Annotated in this window: 20 protein-coding genes and 1 tRNA gene; 7 read left to right on the forward strand and 14 right to left on the reverse strand. The window is 55.9% G+C overall.

All coding sequences use genetic code 11. The annotated features are described in order from the left end of the window. Positions 1 to 61 precede the first annotated feature (61 nt). Positions 62 to 2,707: a hypothetical protein gene (locus IPM59_13005; GenBank protein MBK9216487.1), complete on the forward strand. Its 2,646-nt coding sequence runs from the start codon at positions 62 to 64 to the stop codon at positions 2,705 to 2,707. Positions 2,708 to 2,805: 98 nt separating this feature from the next. On the opposite strand, the gene IPM59_13010 is transcribed toward IPM59_13005, so the two are convergent. From IPM59_13010 to IPM59_13035, 6 genes are all read right to left on the reverse strand, one after another. Beyond that, on the reverse strand, positions 2,806 to 3,201 hold the full coding sequence (locus tag IPM59_13010; GenBank protein ID MBK9216488.1) for a hypothetical protein: 396 nt from the start codon (positions 3,199 to 3,201) through the stop codon (positions 2,806 to 2,808). Between the two features lie 133 nt (positions 3,202 to 3,334). After that, complete coding sequence (locus IPM59_13015) at positions 3,335 to 5,758, reverse strand: UvrD-helicase domain-containing protein (GenBank protein ID MBK9216489.1); 2,424 nt, start codon at positions 5,756 to 5,758, stop codon at positions 3,335 to 3,337. Between the two features lie 37 nt (positions 5,759 to 5,795). Then, the gene (locus tag IPM59_13020) at positions 5,796 to 6,350 is read right to left on the reverse strand and encodes an isochorismatase family protein (GenBank protein MBK9216490.1); all 555 of its coding nucleotides are present in this window, start codon (positions 6,348 to 6,350) and stop codon (positions 5,796 to 5,798) included. Between the two features lie 420 nt (positions 6,351 to 6,770). Further along, a complete protein-coding gene (locus IPM59_13025; GenBank protein ID MBK9216491.1) occupies positions 6,771 to 6,938 on the reverse strand; it encodes a hypothetical protein in 168 nt (55 codons plus the stop codon). Positions 6,939 to 7,027: 89 nt separating this feature from the next. Beyond that, positions 7,028 to 7,468 (reverse strand): acyl-CoA thioesterase, encoded by a 441-nt coding sequence (locus tag IPM59_13030; protein MBK9216492.1) that lies wholly within the window; start codon positions 7,466 to 7,468, stop codon positions 7,028 to 7,030. A 98-nt stretch (positions 7,469 to 7,566) separates the two neighbouring features. Then, positions 7,567 to 7,640, reverse strand: a tRNA-Gln gene (locus IPM59_13035). Positions 7,641 to 7,849: 209 nt separating this feature from the next. Here IPM59_13035 and smpB point away from each other — a divergent pair. The 6 genes from smpB to IPM59_13065 are packed head-to-tail and all read left to right on the forward strand — an operon-like array spanning position 7,850 to position 12,290. Continuing rightward, complete coding sequence (gene smpB, locus IPM59_13040; protein ID MBK9216493.1) at positions 7,850 to 8,308, forward strand: SsrA-binding protein SmpB; 459 nt, start codon at positions 7,850 to 7,852, stop codon at positions 8,306 to 8,308. A 52-nt stretch (positions 8,309 to 8,360) separates the two neighbouring features. Then, on the forward strand, positions 8,361 to 9,860 hold the full coding sequence (locus IPM59_13045; GenBank protein MBK9216494.1) for a leucyl aminopeptidase: 1,500 nt from the start codon (positions 8,361 to 8,363) through the stop codon (positions 9,858 to 9,860). A gap of 24 nt (positions 9,861 to 9,884) precedes the next feature. Next, positions 9,885 to 10,688 carry a hypothetical protein gene (locus tag IPM59_13050; GenBank protein ID MBK9216495.1) on the forward strand — a complete coding sequence of 268 codons (804 nt, stop codon included), beginning with the start codon at positions 9,885 to 9,887 and terminating at the stop codon, positions 10,686 to 10,688. Between the two features lie 7 nt (positions 10,689 to 10,695). Next, entirely contained in the window at positions 10,696 to 11,856 is a 1,161-nt protein-coding gene (gene sucC, locus IPM59_13055) for an ADP-forming succinate--CoA ligase subunit beta (protein ID MBK9216496.1), read from the forward strand. 39 nt (positions 11,857 to 11,895) lie between these two features. Further along, complete coding sequence (locus IPM59_13060) at positions 11,896 to 12,126, forward strand: DUF433 domain-containing protein (protein MBK9216497.1); 231 nt, start codon at positions 11,896 to 11,898, stop codon at positions 12,124 to 12,126. Continuing rightward, complete coding sequence (locus IPM59_13065) at positions 12,123 to 12,290, forward strand: DUF5615 family PIN-like protein (GenBank protein ID MBK9216498.1); 168 nt, start codon at positions 12,123 to 12,125, stop codon at positions 12,288 to 12,290. The genes IPM59_13060 and IPM59_13065 overlap by 4 nt, the downstream gene beginning before the upstream one ends. A 66-nt stretch (positions 12,291 to 12,356) precedes the next feature. On the opposite strand, the gene bstA is transcribed toward IPM59_13065, so the two are convergent. The 8 genes from bstA to IPM59_13105 all read right to left on the reverse strand — a co-directional run bounded on the left by bstA (position 12,357) and on the right by IPM59_13105 (position 16,953). Further along, on the reverse strand, positions 12,357 to 12,875 hold the full coding sequence (bstA, locus tag IPM59_13070; protein MBK9216499.1) for a bacillithiol transferase BstA: 519 nt from the start codon (positions 12,873 to 12,875) through the stop codon (positions 12,357 to 12,359). 32 nt (positions 12,876 to 12,907) lie between these two features. Continuing rightward, positions 12,908 to 14,281, reverse strand: a complete 1,374-nt coding sequence (gene dnaB, locus IPM59_13075) for a replicative DNA helicase (protein ID MBK9216500.1) — start codon at positions 14,279 to 14,281, stop codon at positions 12,908 to 12,910. A gap of 107 nt (positions 14,282 to 14,388) precedes the next feature. Continuing rightward, positions 14,389 to 14,598: a BrnA antitoxin family protein gene (locus IPM59_13080; protein MBK9216501.1), complete on the reverse strand. Its 210-nt coding sequence runs from the start codon at positions 14,596 to 14,598 to the stop codon at positions 14,389 to 14,391. After that, complete coding sequence (locus IPM59_13085) at positions 14,595 to 14,882, reverse strand: BrnT family toxin (GenBank protein MBK9216502.1); 288 nt, start codon at positions 14,880 to 14,882, stop codon at positions 14,595 to 14,597. The genes IPM59_13080 and IPM59_13085 overlap by 4 nt, the downstream gene beginning before the upstream one ends. A 96-nt stretch (positions 14,883 to 14,978) precedes the next feature. Continuing rightward, positions 14,979 to 15,620, reverse strand: coding sequence for a 50S ribosomal protein L9 (locus IPM59_13090; GenBank protein MBK9216503.1), 642 nt, complete (start codon positions 15,618 to 15,620; stop codon positions 14,979 to 14,981). Between the two features lie 78 nt (positions 15,621 to 15,698). Next, positions 15,699 to 15,941: a 30S ribosomal protein S18 gene (locus IPM59_13095; protein MBK9216504.1), complete on the reverse strand. Its 243-nt coding sequence runs from the start codon at positions 15,939 to 15,941 to the stop codon at positions 15,699 to 15,701. A gap of 51 nt (positions 15,942 to 15,992) precedes the next feature. Then, complete coding sequence (rpsF, locus tag IPM59_13100) at positions 15,993 to 16,388, reverse strand: 30S ribosomal protein S6 (GenBank protein MBK9216505.1); 396 nt, start codon at positions 16,386 to 16,388, stop codon at positions 15,993 to 15,995. A 1-nt stretch (position 16,389) separates the two neighbouring features. Further along, a complete protein-coding gene (locus IPM59_13105) occupies positions 16,390 to 16,953 on the reverse strand; it encodes an aminoacyl-tRNA hydrolase (GenBank protein MBK9216506.1) in 564 nt (187 codons plus the stop codon). Positions 16,954 to 16,962 lie beyond the last annotated feature (9 nt).

The raw sequence follows: 16,962 nt of genomic DNA on the forward strand, positions 1-16,962 counted from the left end.
AAAATTCCCTTTTGCTCGTTCTGCATTTGGGGTATATTTGTTTCAAATCCGAATCTGTCGTATGAAAACCTTTGCCCGCCTCGCTGTTTCGCTATTGATGATGTTTGCCCTGCTGATGTCGGCAGTGATGCCGTGCGGGCCGGGCTATGTCTCGCCTTTGTTTGATACGACGAAGGCGCCTGAAGATCCGTTTACGGATTTTGCGGCCGGGCGGCTTGGGATCGTGAAGCCAACGTATCGCCGGTCGGTGTTGTTTGCTGCCTATCGATGGATCGCGGGCAGCGGCCTTAATGCGGCTGAGCAAACATCGGCTATCGAGGTATGGAACGCTGACCTCAAGAACAAGAGCTTTACCGACGACACTATTGATGATGCGGTAAAAGCTTGGGTTGAGCGCCGCAAAGACGTTGTAGGGAATGAGGAAACGACGCCGCCGATCTATGTCGAGCGCTCCTACGGCGGCTATGATTTCTTCCCGAACTGCACCCGAAACGCCTTTGAGACAGCGGCCGAGACATTGTCAGACCGGATGACGGCCCACGGCCGCGACAATGCCTATGTCCGCGAATGGGTAACGGGACAGGACAAGGTCTTTGAGAACTGTGCGAGCGGCAAGCGAACGCCGGACGATGTCGCTCCGGGCTCGCCCGCATGGCTCGAAAAGGACCGAGCCTACCAGAAGGCAGCGGCGGAATTCTACGCCCTCGATTACGCTGATGCGAAGAAGCGTTTTGCCGAGATCGCACAGGATACCGAATCGCCGTGGCAGGAAACCGCCGATTATCTTGTCGGCCGTACCCTGGTCCGCCAAGCTAGTCTCGGAAAATCTAAAGCAAAGGCCGCCGAACTGTATGACGAGGCCGAGCGTCATCTAGAACGGTTCGTCTCGCGCTCGGGCAAGTTCTCCGAGTCGTCTGAACGCATGCTGGGCCTGATCGCCTATCGTCTTCATCCAAAAGAACGCGTCGGCCAGCTTGCCAAGAAGCTCGCATTCTACGGCGGCAACGAGAATTTTCGCCAGGACCTGATCGATTACACATGGCTGATGGACAAGTTTGAGAGTGAGGTGCTCCGTGCCGAAGAGGATCGCAGACTCGCCGAACAGGCCCGAAAGAACGGTGTTGCTCCACCGGTCAACGCCAGCAACAAGGCCACGCCGGCGAACGACGATGGCCAATTGGATCTGAGTTTCTACGTCGGCGACAAGTATGTGAGCTTTAAGGTCAAGGTTGAGGCGACCGACGACGAGGCGATCGCCGCCGCAGAGCGGATATATGGCCAACCGCTCAGCGATACGCAGAAAGAGCAGGTGCGATACGCGCGGCAGAGTGCCTATTCCGGCCGTTTTACCGACGGACGCGAGTCAGATTACCAGGGCGGCTACTGGGGCGACGAAAAGATGTCGCCGTCGCTGCTGCCGCCATTCCTCAAACAAGACGCACTGACCGACTGGCTCTTTGTCTATCAGATGACGGGGCCGGAGGCCTATCTCTACGCGCAGGATCAATTCAAGGCGACCGGCAGCGAGATTTGGCTGATGACTGCTATCGCAAAGGCCGACAAGGCCTATGCCGGATTGCCGCGCGTCATCGAGGCCGCGACCAACGCTAACCGTTCGTCGCCCGCCTACACGACGATCGCGTATCACCTGGCACGCATCCTGCTCGATCAGGGCAAGCAGGCAGAGGCACGAAAGCTGATCGACGATATGCTCAACGCCGGCGACCAGATACCGATATCGTCGCGTAACTCATTCCTGGCCTTGCGGTTACGGCTTGCCGAGACGATGGAAGATTTTCTGACGTATTCACTGCGAAAGCCGTTTGCGTTCGATTTTGACGGCAGCACGGGGACCATCGATCAGTTCATCGCCGAGCAAAAGACGTGGTTCGATCCGGCCAATTCCGAAGGGCAAACGCGCGAACAGTACGACGCGGAGATCGAGGCACGCTTTACGCAAGAGAAGCTGTGGCAGGCGCGGCCGATGTTTGACACGGACATCATCGACGTCTTTAACAAACACTTTCCGACCACCGTGCTGATCGAGGCCACAAGGTCGCCGTCGCTGCCGGAGCATATGCGCGAGCGGTTCATTATTGCGATCTGGATGCGTGCATTTATGCTGGACGATATGGCGACGATGCTGAATATCACGCCCGAGCTTGTCAAATATCATCCTGAGTTCGCCGCCCAACTCGATATGATCAACGCCGCCAAGACGCAGGCGGCCCGCGACTATGCCGCTCTCTATTTTGTCCTCAAGAACCCGATAATGAGCCCCTACATCGAGGACGGAATGGGCAAGACCGACAATGAGCAGGAAGAGTGGTCGGCAAACGACTGGTGGTGCGAACCCTATGACACGGTTTACGATGACACCGCGAATACGTCCGTTCCTGCACCGCTGCCGCCTAAGCCAAACTTCCTGACGCCTGCACAGTCAAAGCTCGCTCAGGCCGAGCGAACTCGCCTTCGCGAGACAGGCGACGCGCCGCAATATCTCGGCGAGAGGGTGCTGACGTGGGCCCGAACGTATCCGGCCGATCGCCGTGTGCCTGAGGCACTATACATCACCATCGGGGCCAACGGCTGGACCAAGTATGGCTGCGGCAATAACGAAGAGCTTCGCGACCAGCTCACCAAAATTCTCAAGTCCCGCTATCCGAGCAGCGAATACGTCCGAAAGCTGGATAGCGAGCAGCAATAATTTACAAAAACCTCAGCGTTCTCTGCGTGATTTCCTCTGCGTCCTCTGCGTGGAATCTTACAAACGTCGGACATCACGCAGAGAACGGAGAGAGATCGCTACTTCCCTGTCTTGTCCTGCTCGGTCTTTGCTTTTTCGAGCTCGACCTTGGCGTCGTGACAGTTTTTCGCGATCGTAGCTTTGTCGCCCTTGTTGTCCTCGATGCTCTTCTTGATCGTCTCGCGTATCTTATTGACAAACAGCCGTTTACCCGCCTTTACGACATAGCCGTCATCCGGATTGTCGGCATACGATCCGAGCAGGTCCATCACCTCGTCACACTCGGGAATGCCGATCTTTTCTTCACCAACCGCCGTGTCTAGGGCCTTGTCTGACAGGCTCTTGTTCGAAGCCGTGTTTGCCTTTGACTTATCGGACGAGCCAAGCATCCCGCAGCCGAGGACTGTGAAAACCAGGACGGTGAGGGCGGCTATTAGGGCGATCTTGTTTTTCATAATGTTCTTTAGCACGTTTCAGAAACCTACATGTGAGGAAGGGCGAAACATTCAACGTTGCGTGTATCGCCCTTGCTCACGCGCGGGCTTCTGCAACGTCTAGCGAGCATTACGCCGGCTTCCAGTCCATCGTTCAATCTTTCTCCAAGTTGGCAAATTTCTCGATCAGCTTCTTTTGGCCGAATCCAGGAAAGCTGACCGTGAGCTTTACATTATCGCCCGAACCTTCGCGGCGTAATATCAGGCCGCGGCCGTATTTAACGTGGCGGACGTATGTGCCGGGAACGAGCGAATTTGGCGGCATGCTGACCTTCTGCGTCGGGCGGCCTTGCGAGCCGGCGGCTTTTAGGCGGTCGAGCGGCGTTTCCATTGGCGCCGTTGCGTACGAGGGTTGAACGCCTCCTGCTGACGCAGGAGGTTCTGCCCTGTTTGTTCCTCTATTCTTGAAAAACTCATTCACCGCATCCGCGCTGTCATACGTTTTGCCGGAATAGACATTACGCGGTTTTGGCGGTGCGGCTTCGCCGCGAAGGGCGTTTACAGCGGCTTTTGCCTGAAGCGTGCTCGCGCTGCGAGCGTATGAGAGCCACGATGAGCCCGGCGAGAGGTCGTCGATCAGTTCGAGCGGGAGCTCATTCAGAAACTGCGACGGCTCAGACGTGAATTCCGTCCCGTAGGTCCGTCGATGCATCGCGTGGGTGACATAGAGCATCTTCTCGGCCCGCGTAATGGCAACATAGGCGAGACGGCGTTCCTCTTCGAGGTCCTTTTCCTCGCTCAAGGAGCGCGAATGCGGAAAGATGCCGTCCTCGAGACCGACGAGGAAGACCACGGGAAATTCAAGCCCCTTCGCCATATGTGCCGTCATCAGCGTCACGCCCGCGCTCGAATCGTATCGGTCGGTGTCCGACGTCAATGCCGCGTGATCGATAAAATCGCGCAGGCCGTTCTCCTGCTGCTTGTCGTAATCGACGGCGGCGTTGACGAGCTCTTCGAGGTTCTCCAGCCGTGCGGCTGCCTCGTCTGTGTTCTCAGTCCGCAGCGTGTTGGCGTAGCCGGTGTCCTCGATCGCGGCGGTGACGACGTCCGAAACTGAGTAGTTCCCTGCTTCATCGGCCGCCTTCTTTATCAGGCCCTCGATCACGTCCCTGAATCCGCGAAACGCCTCTTTCGCCCTCGGCGTCATCTGCACGTCGAGCGGAAACTCTTTGTCCGTAATGCCGTGAATCGCCATCCACAGCGAAGCTCCATTGGCCTTCGCTGCCGCCTGCAATGCATCGATGCTCGTCTTACCTATGCCGCGGGCCGGCGTATTGATGACGCGGAGCAGGGCGATATCGTCGAACGGGTTTATCGCCAGCTTGAGGTACGCGATCACGTCCTTGACCTCGGCCCGCTCGTAGAACGAAAAGCCGCCGACGATGTTGTATTCGATCCGCAGGCGTCTGAGGGCCTCTTCAAATTGCCGCGATTGGGCGTTTGTGCGATACAGCACGGCGATCCGATCCGAGAGGCTCCGGCGTTGGTGTTCTTCGATCTTTGACGCCACAAATCTCGCCTCGGTGTCGCCGTCGTAGGCCTGGTAATACAAAATCCGTTCGCCGCCTGCATTGGCGGTCCATAGCTTCTTTTTCTTTTGGTTGACGTTATTCGCGATGATCGCGTCCGCAGCGTCCAGTATCGTCTGGGTCGAGCGGTAATTCTGCTCAAGCAATATGACCTTCGCGGTCGGATAATGGTTCTCAAATTCGAGGATGTTGCGAATATCGGCCTGCCGAAACCCGTAAATGCTCTGCGCGTCGTCGCCGACGACACAAATGTTCTGCTGCTTCTCGGTCAGGTAGCTGATGAGGGCGAACTGCAGCGCGTTCGTGTCCTGGTACTCATCAACAAGGATGTATTTGTAGCGGTCGTTGTACTTCTCGCGAGTCTCGGGCGATGAGCGGAGGAGTTTGACGGTCTTGATGAGCAGGTCGTCAAAATCAAGCGCGTTCGCCGTCAACAGCCGCTCGTCGTACATGCGGAAGATCTTCGCGATCGTCGCCTTTTTCTCATCGCCGTATTCGATCTTCGACGCAAACATCTCGTGGTCCTCGCCGCGATTTTTGGCAGCGGAGATCGCATTGCGGACATTACGCGGCGGCGTTTGCTTGTCGTCGAGGCCGAGGTCCTTGATGATCCCCTTGATGACCTTGGTCGAATCGTCCGTGTCGTAGATCGTGAACGAGCGTTTGTAGCCTTCTTCAAGCTTTTCGATATCGGCCCTCAGGATACGGACGCACAAACTGTGGAAGGTCGAGATCAGCGGGGCTGACGGCAGTTTTTCGCCCCGCAACAGGTTCTCGACCCGCTCGCGCATCTCGCCAGCGGCCTTATTGGTGAACGTCACCGCCAGAATGTTGTGCGGTGGAACACCTTTTTCCGCAATAAGATACGCAATTCGCACCGTGATCACGCGCGTCTTGCCCGAGCCCGCACCCGCGAGAATAAGCAGCGACCCGTCCGTCGCCTGCACGGCCTCGGCCTGTTGTGGGTTTAGTGAACTTAGAAGATCCATTCGGATTAACTGATAACTGATAACTGACAACTGATAACTACTTGATCAGCGCCTGTATCTCCTTGAATTTGTCGTGTTTAGCGTCGCGCATAAGTTCAAACAAGGCCATTTCGACGGATGATGCGATCACTCCGCTCGAGCGCATCTTTTCGAGGCCGGCGGCTTTGTTCTCCTCGAATCGAGAGCACACGGCGTCGGTCAGCAGGTGCACCTGAAAGCCGCGATCGAGCAGGTCGTGTGCCGTTTGATTGACGCAAACATGCGTTTCTAGACCGCATAAAACGACCTGTTTTATGCCGAGTTCCTCCAATCTGGCGACAAAAGCGTCTGCACCGCACGAGCTAAAGGCTGCTTTCTCGAATATCTCGACGTCGTCCGGTAGGACGAGGCGTATCTCCTCGGCCGTATTGCCGAGGCCTTTGGGATACTGCTCGGTCACCAATACCGGCAGTTCGAGCGCCAAAAAGCCGCTAACGGCCGTCGAGACCTTGATCGCGAGCGTCTCAAAATCGGGAATGACGTGGCGGAATGCCTCTTGAACGTCGACGACGATCAGAGCGGCCTGGTTTGGCTGTAAGATGTTTGGATGCAATGATTTGCCTCTAATTCCCGGGCCGGCTGTCCCGCCGCTGTCCCGCACCTCGGCGGGACAGTCTAAATATTCATTACAAATGAGTTACGGCAACAAACAGGTCGTGTCTCACCGGTTTTGAAAAAAAATCTGGCCGCCTCGCTGTCCCGCTGCTGTCCCGCACACCGGTGGGACACCTTAACCGATTGAAAACACGGTGGTTACGAGTGAAAAATGTCCGTGTCCCACCCATTTTTGAAAAAAATTCGTGGCCCCGTTGCTTTTGACCCCAATTCACGGAAACAATTGTAGCACATATGCAACATCTTGTCAAGAAACAACCGTCCATGGCCGTGTCTGCATTCGTGCATTCGTGGCTATTCTCGCTCTCGGAAGAATAAGCCACGAGGGCACGAATAACTCCAAACTAAGACGCTACGACTATTCTTCCCCGCGTGCGGCCATCTTTTCCGCCTCGCTGGCCGCCTTTTCCCGCATTTCTTTGCGATAGGTCTTGAAGAAAAAATAAACCGCCGCCACGCACAAGATGACGATCAGGATCATCATCGCGGCAATAAAATAGATCTCGGCACGTCCGGCTCCGGGCATATGAACTTAGTTTAAGGTTCGAGGTTCAAAGTTCAAAGTTGCTCTGCTCCTCCCTTTGAACTTTGGAACCTTGAGCTCTGAACTTTCAGCTAATGCGGTGCCTGATTCGGCGGGAAAGACGCGTGCGGGTCGTCGCTTAGGAGATTTCGATAGATGTCGGGCAACGTGCGAACTTTTCGCTCCCAGTCGGTAAATACGTGGAGCGTTTCGGCCTCGGCGATCAGCGTATCGTCGCTGTCGCGATAGACCTGATACACAAAGGCGATGCTGCGGCTGCGGATATCACCGATCTTCGTCCGGATGGTCAGCACGTCCTCATAGAATGCCGGTGCTTTATAACGAATGTAGGTCTCGGCAACGATCATCAGGGCGTTGTCCTCATCCTCCATCTGCTTATACGAGAAACCGCGTGACCGGCAAAAGTCGCTCCGGCCGACCTCGAACCAGGTCAGATAGTTCGCGTGATGCACGATGCCCATGGCATCGGTCTCGGCATATCGAACGCGGATCTTGCTTTCGTGCCAATCCATAAATGCGAAAGTCTGGTGTCTTAAGTCCAGAGTCTGGAGCAGGACCTGCGGTGCCCTCCGACTCAAGACTTAAGACCCCAGACTTAAGACTAAGAAATTGGCTGGGAGACAGGGATTCGAACCCCGATAGGCAGATCCAGAGACTGCAGTCCTACCATTAGACGATCTCCCAGCGTCATTAATAATTTAATGCAGAAGCCCGCGCGTTAGCAAGGGCTTAACACGCTCAGTTCCGTTAGAGTGTCTTAATTCGTGCATTCGTGGCTAATGATGTGTTCATAAGAATTAGCCACGAATGCACGAATAACGCCAACCCAAGGCCCCACCGGTGAGTATCAAGCCCTTGCTCACGCGCGGGCTTCTGCATTATCGTTGCATTTTATGTCCGCTGAGAAAGAGATACTGACCAACCGCCAGGCGTTTCATGAGTTTCACGTCCTCGATAAATACGAGGCCGGGATCGCGCTTGTCGGGACGGAGGTCAAGAGCATCATGGCGGGGCGAATACAGCTCAAGGAGTCGTTCGTTCAGATCAAAAACGGCGAGGTCTGGCTGGTGGGCGCTCACATCTCGCATTACTCGCACGGCAATATCAACAACCACGACGCGCTTCGCGAGCGCAAGCTGCTGCTCCATCGCCGCGAGATCGACAAACTCTTAAAGGAGACCATGCAGAAAGGCATGACGCTCGTTGTCACGCGGATCTATTGGAAAAGCGGCCGGATCAAATTCGAGATCGGTGTCGCCAAGGGCAAGAAGCTCTACGACAAGCGCGAGGCCGAGATGCGGAAAACCATCAAAAAAGAGACCGAGGCCGAGTTGAAACGTGCCCTGCGTTAACGGTAAGATAGAGTGTTTATTTCAGTAAAATCTAGTATTTAACGAGGTGTGAATGAAATTCGCTGGGATTACGGGTAACTTTACCGAGGCGGCTGCAGAGGCCCTGGCGGTAGCCGTTTTTAAGGGTGAGAAAGCATCGGGAGGCTTGCTCAAAGAGCTCGACAAGCTAACGGGCGGCTTGCTTGCCGGCGTGATGAAGAACGAGGAGTTTAAGGGCGACGCTGGCCAGACGGCTCTGCTGCGGTTTGCTCCAAAAGGCAAGGTCACGGCGACGCGGTTGCTGCTCATCGGCTGTGGCGACAAGAAGGATTACAAGGCTCATTCGGTCGCGGCTCTTGCGGGCACGGCAACGCGTTATCTACGAAAGCGAAGTGTTAAGAGCTTTGCCCTGCTGCCGCGCAGCGACGCGGCCGCCGCCGAGGTGGCCCAGAATGCTGTTCAAGGCTTTATCACTAGCCAGTTCGAGCTCGATAAATACAAGACCAAAGACAAACGCAGCAAGACCGTCTCGGGATTGATCGTCTGCATCGACGGAGCGAAATCCGGCGATCTCAAGAACGGCATCGCTCGCGGACAGGCTATCGGCGAGTCAATGAACCTGACCCGCGATCTCGCCAATGAGCCGCCGAACATCCTTCAGCCGACCGAGATGGCAAAGCGTGCACAGGCAATGGCCAAGAGCGTCGGCCTTAAGTGTGAGATCTACGACGAAGCGTGGATGACAAAACAGGGCATGGGCTCGCTGATGAGTGTTTCGCTCGGGTCGACCCAGCCGGCGAAACTTATCGTGTTGCGCTACACACCCGCCAAGAGCACGGCAAAAAAGGGCGAATTGCTCGCCCTCGTCGGCAAGGGCATCACGTTCGACACCGGCGGCATCTCGCTCAAGCCGGGCGAAGGCATGGATGCGATGAAATACGACATGTCCGGCGGCGCAACGGTGATCGGCACGATGCGGGCAATTGCGTTGCTTAAGCCGTCCGTGCCGGTGATCGGCGTCGTGGCGGCGGTCGAGAATATGCCTGATGGCGGAGCTTCGCGGCCGGCGGACGTCGTTTACGCGATGAATGGCAAGTCGATAGAGATACTCAATACCGACGCGGAGGGCCGTCTCATCCTTGCCGACGCAGTCGCCTACGCTGAGAAGCAGGGCGCAACACGTATCGTCGATATGGCGACCTTGACCGGTGCGGTGATCATCGCCCTCGGTGCCCATAATACGGGCATTATGGGCAACGATCAGAAGTTCGTCGATGAGATCATCGCCTGCGGCAAAGACGCGGGCGAGGGCTATTGGCAGTTGCCGGTCGGGCCCGAATACAGCAAGGACATCAAATCGGACATCGCCGATATCAAGAACATCGGCCCGAAAGGCAAGGCCGGCACGATCATGGGTGCGGTCTTTATCCAGGAGTTTGTCGATAAGGCGAAATGGGCACACCTCGACATCGCAGGCACGGCATGGGCTGACGGCGTTAAACCTCATCAGGCAAAAGGGCCAACAGCAGTTGCAATTCGCACATTACTAAAACTCGTCGAACGCTCGCAGTAAAGCGTATCGGCCCGAAGGAGAAAAATGATGAAAACTCTTATCCTCGCGACCATGAATGCTCGAAATTTTACTGCGCTGATACTCTCAGTCGGCGTCCTTTTCGTCCTCGGTTTTGCCTGCGGCGGCAGCGGCACGCCACCACCGAGTGAGTATGTCGGGGCATGGACCGGCAATGATGGATCGACGATCACGATCCGTGCGGACGGATCAGGCGATTACAAATCAGGCGGCACAACTGTGACGAATGGCTCGGTCGAAATCGATGATGCGAAGAAGGAGCTAACTATCAAACTCGTCGGCATCGGGCCGACGCTCAAGATCGACAAGGAGCCGTCCGGCAATAAGATGACACTTGGCGGCGTGGTCTATACCAAAGGCGGCGGCTCATCAGACACCAAGAGCGACACAAAGTCTGACTCGAAATCGGATGCAAAACCCGAGATACCGAGCAAGGACAAACTGCAAACACTTGTAAAAACGAGCTTTATGGATTTTAGCGATGCCGTCCAGGCCGAAGATTTTACCGACTTTAATAAAAAGGTCGCTAAAGTTTGGCAGGAACAGACATCGCCGGACGAAATGAAGGATGCCTTTAAGGTCTTTGTCGATAATAAAGCAGACTATAACTTCAAGCGGGCGATCGCATCGCTCGATGCCACGTTCTCGCCGGAACCTACCATCGGTAAGGTCCTCGACCTCGATGCTCTCATCCTGAAAGGCTACTATCCGACATCGCCGGCGCGGGCGAACTTCGAACTCAAGTATGTGATGGAAGACGGCAACTGGAAGCTGGTCGGTATCAACATAAAAACTGAGATAAAGAAGTAACGTAAAGATGAAGATCCACGAATATCAAGGAAAGGCGTTGTTGAAAGATTACGGCGTACCTGTTCCCCGAGGCATCGTCGCGCGGACGCCTGAAGAGGCTGAGGCGGCGGCAAAAGAACTTGGCACCGATGTCGTCGTTGTTAAGGCACAGATCCACGCGGGCGGCCGCGGCAAGGGCGGCGGCGTTAAGCTGGCAAGATCGCCTGAGGAAGCAAAACAGATCGCGTCCGAGATGCTGGGCATGATGCTCGTCACGCACCAGACTGGCCCCGAGGGCCGCGAGGTAAAGACGCTGCTGATCGAGGAAGGCTTGCCGATAGACCGCGAGTTCTATCTGGGAATTACGCTCGATCGAGTGTCGGGCCGCAACGTCTTTATGGCGTCATCTGCAGGCGGCATGGACATCGAAAAGGTTGCCGAAGAGACGCCCGAACTGATCCTGAAGGAGACGATAGATCCATCAGTCGGCCTGCGTGGATTTCAGGCACGAAAGCTCGCGTTCGGCCTCGGCATTCCTAATGACCTGATCAATCAGGCGGCGAAGTTCATGCTCTCGCTCTACGACGCTTACGAGAAGATGGATGCGTCGCTGGTCGAGATCAATCCGTTTCTCCTTACGAAAGACAACCGCCTGATCGCGCTCGACGCCAAGGTCAATTTTGACGACAACGCGATGTTCCGCCACAAGGAATACGCCGACCTTCGCGACCTCAACGAAGAAGAACCGCTCGAGATCGAGGCGTCGAAGTATGACCTCAATTACATCAAGCTCGACGGCAATATCGGCTGCATGGTAAACGGTGCGGGCCTCGCGATGGCGACGATGGATATCATCAAGCTCGCCGGCGGCGAACCCGCGAACTTCCTCGATGTCGGCGGGGGAGCCAGTCAGGAGCGCGTCGAACAAGCCTTTAAGATCCTACTCGCCGACCAGAATGTTAAGGCCGTCCTGATCAACATCTTCGGCGGCATCGTCCGCTGCGACATGGTCGCCAACGGTGTGGTCGCTGCCGCCAAAAACCTCGGCGTCTCGATCCCGATAGTCGCGAGATTAGAGGGCACTAACGTCGAAGAAGGCCGCCGCGTCCTGCGCGACTCCAACATCGGTATCATCCCCGCAACCACAATGAACGACGCCGCCGAGAAGGTCGTCGCTGCTGCGGGATAATGTCTTGCTTTTTTTGGAGCTTTCGGACAGATTAAGCTCATGACTTTCCAACGGATCACAGTCGATTCAAATCGAATGAACGGCCAGCCATGCATACGCAACCTCCGGTTGACCGTTCGGCGTGTCGTCGAGGCCGTGGGTACCTATCCGGACCGCAATGATCTGAAGCGGGAATTTCCCGAGCTTGAGGAAGAAGACATCCGCGAAGCCCTCGCGTACGCAGCGGCCAATCTGGATGACCGCGTTTTCGAACTAGCTTTGAGCAAATGAAGCTCCTGCTCGATCAAGGAGTACCTCGTTCGACTGCGAGTGTCCTTCGAGATGCCGGACTTGACGCCCTTCACGTTGGAGAGATCGGTCTGGCGGATGCCGCAGACGGCGAGATCATTCACCAGGCCGCCCTCGAAAACCGGATCGTTGTAACGACGATCTAGTAGCCGGAGTGATGATCTCGGTAAGTGCAGGTCAAGTACGAGTTCGTCGCCTTCCGGTTGCCTAGCCTACCAGCCCAAGCGGGAGCGGAGCGATGTAATGTGTGCGGTGTGGTGTTTGGAATGCCATGCATAAAGGGCAAGGGCGGCGTCGAGGGTCCATTCGCCGGTTTCGGGGTGGATGAATTGTTTTTGGAAATCGGCCTCGGACATCGAATCGAGCAGAGCCGACCAGCGGGTGTGTATGGAATCGATCAACTGCAGCGAGACATCTACCGGCAGTTTCGTATCGCCCAGATCTGCCCAGCGGTCCTCGTAGTAGGGCTTGATGGTGGGCACGTCGTCCTCGGTCAGGGCGAGCTTGAAGCGGATCAGCGAGTTCATGTGGCTGTCGGCTAGGTGATGGACGGTCTGGCGGATGGTCCAGCCGCCGTCGCGATAGGGCGTGTCGAGCTGTTCGTCGGTCAGGCCGGCGACGGCAGCGGATAGCTTCGACGGCAGTTCGGCGATCGAGCGAAGATTCTCTGCCCGGTCACTAAAATTCGAGCGCTCAAATTCGCCGATCGGATATCTCAGATCTGACGACATACCAATTCCGACAAGGACACCAGCGGCCATGTCTAGCCGTTAAAGTAATCCTCGAACCTTGTGAACTCCTTCAAAAATACCAGCCGTACGTCACCGATCGGGCCATTACGCTGCTTGGCGACGATCAGTTCGGCCATTCCCTCATGCTCCGTAGACTCTTTGTCGTAGTAATCCTGACGAAAAATGAATGCGACCACATCCGCGTCCTGCTCGATGGAACCCGATTCACGCAGGTCAGACATCACGGGCCTTGGCGGATTGCGAGACTCCGGGGCACGCGACAACTGCGAAAGTGCGAGTACCGGCACATCCATCTCTTTTGCGAGGGCCTTAAGCTCGCGCGATATCAGTGAGACCTCCTGCTGGCGGTTCTCAGAACGCCGCGAACTGGTTCCCATTAGCTGCAGGTAATCGATAACGATCAGATCAAGCGCCTTCTCCTGGGCCTTTAGCCGCCGCGCTTTCGCCCTGATCTCAAGAGCCGAGATCGCGGGAGAATCATCAATAAAGATGCGTGAAGCCGACAAATTCGCTACGGCCTCGTCGAGGCGGTCACTTTCATTGGCGAACAAACGACCGCCGGTTCGAAATCGGACGGCGTTAATGTGCGATTCGCTCGCCAGCATGCGGGTGACAAGCTGCTCTTTTGACATCTCGAGCGAGAATATAGCAACAACGGCATTCGAACGCAGAGCCGCATTCTGTGCGATGGTCAGGCAAAGCGCCGTCTTGCCCATCGCCGGACGGGCGGCAACGATGATCAGATCGGTCCGCTGGAGCCCGGACGTCATCTCGTCAAATTTCCTGAAACCCGTGGACAATCCGGTCAGGCCGTCGGCCGCCCCGCCCTCTCTTCGTTCCCTGATACGGGCCAGGACTCCTTGCAATATCGGCTCGATCTGGCTGAACGATTCGTGGGTCCGTGCCTCCGCCAGGTTGAATATCTGCTGTTCGGCGCGGTCGAGCACGATTTCGGCGTCTTCCTCCTCAGCCAGCGCCTCGCTCGTGATCGCGCTGCAAGCGCGGATAAGCTGACGCACCACTGACTTGTCGTGAACGACCTTGATGTAATCCTCAACGTTTGAAAAATGCGGCAGTCCAAAGGTCAGGTTAGTGATCGCCGGAACGCCGCCAAACGCGTCCAGCGAGCCCTCTCTCTTCATTTCCTCGCCGACCAAGACCGCATCGATCTTTGACCCCTTCGCAAACAGTGCGCTCATCGCGGCGAAGACACGTCGATTGAATGGTGAATAGAAGTCTTCCGGCTTGAGATGCTCAATGGCCTGGGCCATTACGTCATGATCGAGAAGGACGGCTCCGAGGATCACGCGCTCGGACTCTTCGCTCGAAGGCAACGGCTTTTCGAGATACTGCTCACGTCGATTTTCGGGAAAAACGCTCGCCATTTCGGATGGTGCGAATGTAATTTTAGACACAAAAAAGGGCCTTGTCTAAAGGCCCTGAACGAAAGGCTGTAAGCCTAAATAAACTTGGAGTTTACCGGCGGCACAGGTCACGCCCATTTAACGACCGGCCGCTTTTTCGAGGTCGCGCAGTCCCGCAAAAACATGTTTATCAGGTTCTGATACGGTATTCCTGACTCAGCCGCCAAACGTTTGAAGTAGTCGATCGTTTCCTCTTCAATACGGATGGTAATCTGCTTTTTCAGCAGCTTTGCATAAGGATTCTTTCTGGATCCTGAAAAATCGTATTCCTTTCTCATGATTGACTTCCGTAATAACTACTTTCGGTTTTCGTGGCTTTTCGGGCCGAGATCAATCTGATCTCCGAACCGGCCCGGTAGGCGTGACAAACTATCAGCAATCGAGGCTTATAACTCATGCCCAACAGGATGAAGCGTTCTTCGTCATCCGAATGGTCAGGATCGTCGATCAGCCGAGCCTTCTCGTCGTAGAAGGCTGTCCTCGCTTCGTCGAAAGAAACGCCGTGTTTTTTCAAATTCGAAGCCGCTTTACGTGCGTCCCAAGAGAAGACGATCCGCTCCATAATTATAATATAATTATCAAATATTGACGGCAAAATTCAAGAGGCCCGCGAGCAATACCTGCTCCGGGCCTCTGAATCAGATCCTCCGGTTAGGGATTACGCTTCCGCGCTTTCCTCGATCGCAGCGTCGGCTTGTTCGGCGGCCGTCTCATCGGCAGCAGCAGTTTCTTCAGCCATTGTAGCTACCTCCGCGAGAGCGGCTTCGACCGGTGCCTCGGCGGCCGGTTCGTCAGCCTTCTTCTTGGCCTTTTTAGCTTCCTTAGCAGGCTTTTCGGGCATCTCGCCGCCCTCGGCCGTGACGATCACAGGCACGGCGAGCGTGACCTCGCGGTGGAGCTTGACGTTGACTGAATATTCCCCGGTTTCCTTGATCGGATCACGAAGCGAAACGCGCTTACGGTCGATCTCGTAGCCCTTCTTTGCGAGGGCCTCGGCGATGTCCATCGAGGTTACCGAGCCGAAAAGGGTGCCATGCTCGCCCGCCTTACGGGCAAATTCGAGCGTGAGGCCTTCCATCTGTTCGAGCTGTGCCTCGGCGGTTGCCTTTTCAATGGCAGCCTTTTTAAGGAGAGCAGCGCGTTCCTGCTCGATCTGTTTAACGTTGCCTTTGGTCGCAAGCGTGGCCAAGCCCTGCGGCAGCAGATAGTTACGGGCGTAACCAGCCCGTACCTTGACGATCTCGCCGCGTCCGCCGACGTGTTCGAGGTCCTCGCGCAATAAAATCGTTGTGTTTGCCATAGTCTTTCAAGTGGTCAGCTATCAGCGGTCAGCCATCAGCCTTAGTGCTGAATGCTGAGTGCTGATCGCTGACGGCGTTTAGTCTGCCACAAACGGCAGCATTGCCATTGAGCGCGCACGCTTGATCGCCTTGGCGAGGCGGCGCTGGTCTTTTGCCGAGATGCCCGAGATGCGGCGCGGCATTATCTTGCCACGCTCCGGGACAAATGTCCTGAGCAGGTCGACGTCCTTCCAATCCAAATAATCGGGGACGATCTGACGCGGGCGGCGACGCTGATAGCGGCGCGGCCTGTCGCCAATGACCTCTTCGTCGAGGCTCATGTCGCGGTCATTCAAAACTTCAAGTTCTTTCTCTGCCATAAACTTCTCCTCCTAAGCCTCGGCCTGTGCCTCCTCAGCCGGTTCCTCGGTCGGGCGGAATGACGCCCGTTTCGCCGAACGTGCCTCGCGCTTTGAGCGGACCTTTTCAGCCTTTTTTCGGTCTTCGTCAACGCGGACGGTGATGTAGCGCATGATCATGTCGTTGACGCGCATGCGGCGTTCGAGTTCGGCGATCTCCTGGCCCGAACCGTTGATCTCAAAGAGCACATAGTGGCCTTCGGTCTTCTTCTGGATCGGATACGCAAGAGTTTTTATGCCGATATCGTCCATCCGGACGACCTCGCCGCCTTCTTTGGCTATCACCTTGCCGACAGCGTCGTTCAGCTTGCCGATCTTTTCGGCCGCCGTGTCAGGATCGACGATGTACATTACTTCGTAAGTTCTCATATCAATTGTATTTCGCCATTCCGGCGTCAATTCCCTCGCGAATCACCGTCTCAACGGCGTCCGCGCTTCTGTCCAAAACCTTTTCAACCGTCTCGATATCGCCCTTGGCGAAATTCTCAAGCACGAACCGTTTTGCATCGCTCAGCGGATGATCGGGCTGAATTCCGATCCGCAAACGGCTGAACTCCTGCGTTCCAAGGCAGTCAATGGTCGATCTCAGCCCATTGTGCCCGCCGTGCGTCCCCTTTGGCCGCAAGCGGATCGTGCCGAATGGCAACGCCAGGTCGTCCGATATCACGATCAGCCTTTCGATCGATCTGTCGTCCTTAGCCAGCAGGCACTTGACAGCCTCGCCGCTGAGATTCATATAGGTCTGCGGCTTAGCAAGCTCGACGGTTTGGTTGTCAAAATGGCCGCGTCCGATCAGCGAGCGGCATTCATCTCGTTTGACCGTCGTCTGCATCCGCTCGGCGAGCACGTCGATGAGCATGAAGCCCAAATTGTGCCGCGTCTTCGCGTATTCCGGGCCCGGATTACCGAGCCCAACGATCAGCCATTTGCCCACGATAGCGGA

Origin of the sequence: Chloracidobacterium sp. (genome assembly GCA_016715795.1) — a bacterium.
In the GTDB taxonomy this organism is placed as follows: Bacteria; Acidobacteriota; Blastocatellia; order Pyrinomonadales; family Pyrinomonadaceae; genus OLB17.

Coding starts and splice junctions, on each gene's coding strand:
- IPM59_13065 (MBK9216498.1), top strand. CDS start 12,123: ATGAAGCTCCTGCTCGATCAAGGAGTACCTCGTTCGACTGCGAGTGTC.
- bstA (MBK9216499.1), bottom strand. CDS start 12,875: ATGTCGTCAGATCTGAGATATCCGATCGGCGAATTTGAGCGCTCGAAT.
- sucC (MBK9216496.1), top strand. CDS start 10,696: ATGAAGATCCACGAATATCAAGGAAAGGCGTTGTTGAAAGATTACGGC.
- IPM59_13090 (MBK9216503.1), bottom strand. CDS start 15,620: ATGGCAAACACAACGATTTTATTGCGCGAGGACCTCGAACACGTCGGC.
- IPM59_13010 (MBK9216488.1), bottom strand. CDS start 3,201: ATGAAAAACAAGATCGCCCTAATAGCCGCCCTCACCGTCCTGGTTTTC.
- IPM59_13005 (MBK9216487.1), top strand. CDS start 62: ATGAAAACCTTTGCCCGCCTCGCTGTTTCGCTATTGATGATGTTTGCC.
- IPM59_13085 (MBK9216502.1), bottom strand. CDS start 14,882: ATGGAGCGGATCGTCTTCTCTTGGGACGCACGTAAAGCGGCTTCGAAT.
- IPM59_13050 (MBK9216495.1), top strand. CDS start 9,885: ATGATGAAAACTCTTATCCTCGCGACCATGAATGCTCGAAATTTTACT.
- IPM59_13025 (MBK9216491.1), bottom strand. CDS start 6,938: ATGCCCGGAGCCGGACGTGCCGAGATCTATTTTATTGCCGCGATGATG.
- IPM59_13060 (MBK9216497.1), top strand. CDS start 11,896: ATGACTTTCCAACGGATCACAGTCGATTCAAATCGAATGAACGGCCAG.
- dnaB (MBK9216500.1), bottom strand. CDS start 14,281: ATGGCGAGCGTTTTTCCCGAAAATCGACGTGAGCAGTATCTCGAAAAG.
- smpB (MBK9216493.1), top strand. CDS start 7,850: ATGTCCGCTGAGAAAGAGATACTGACCAACCGCCAGGCGTTTCATGAG.
- IPM59_13015 (MBK9216489.1), bottom strand. CDS start 5,758: ATGGATCTTCTAAGTTCACTAAACCCACAACAGGCCGAGGCCGTGCAG.
- IPM59_13030 (MBK9216492.1), bottom strand. CDS start 7,468: ATGGATTGGCACGAAAGCAAGATCCGCGTTCGATATGCCGAGACCGAT.
- IPM59_13095 (MBK9216504.1), bottom strand. CDS start 15,941: ATGAGCCTCGACGAAGAGGTCATTGGCGACAGGCCGCGCCGCTATCAG.
- IPM59_13080 (MBK9216501.1), bottom strand. CDS start 14,598: ATGAGAAAGGAATACGATTTTTCAGGATCCAGAAAGAATCCTTATGCA.
- IPM59_13045 (MBK9216494.1), top strand. CDS start 8,361: ATGAAATTCGCTGGGATTACGGGTAACTTTACCGAGGCGGCTGCAGAG.
- rpsF (MBK9216505.1), bottom strand. CDS start 16,388: ATGAGAACTTACGAAGTAATGTACATCGTCGATCCTGACACGGCGGCC.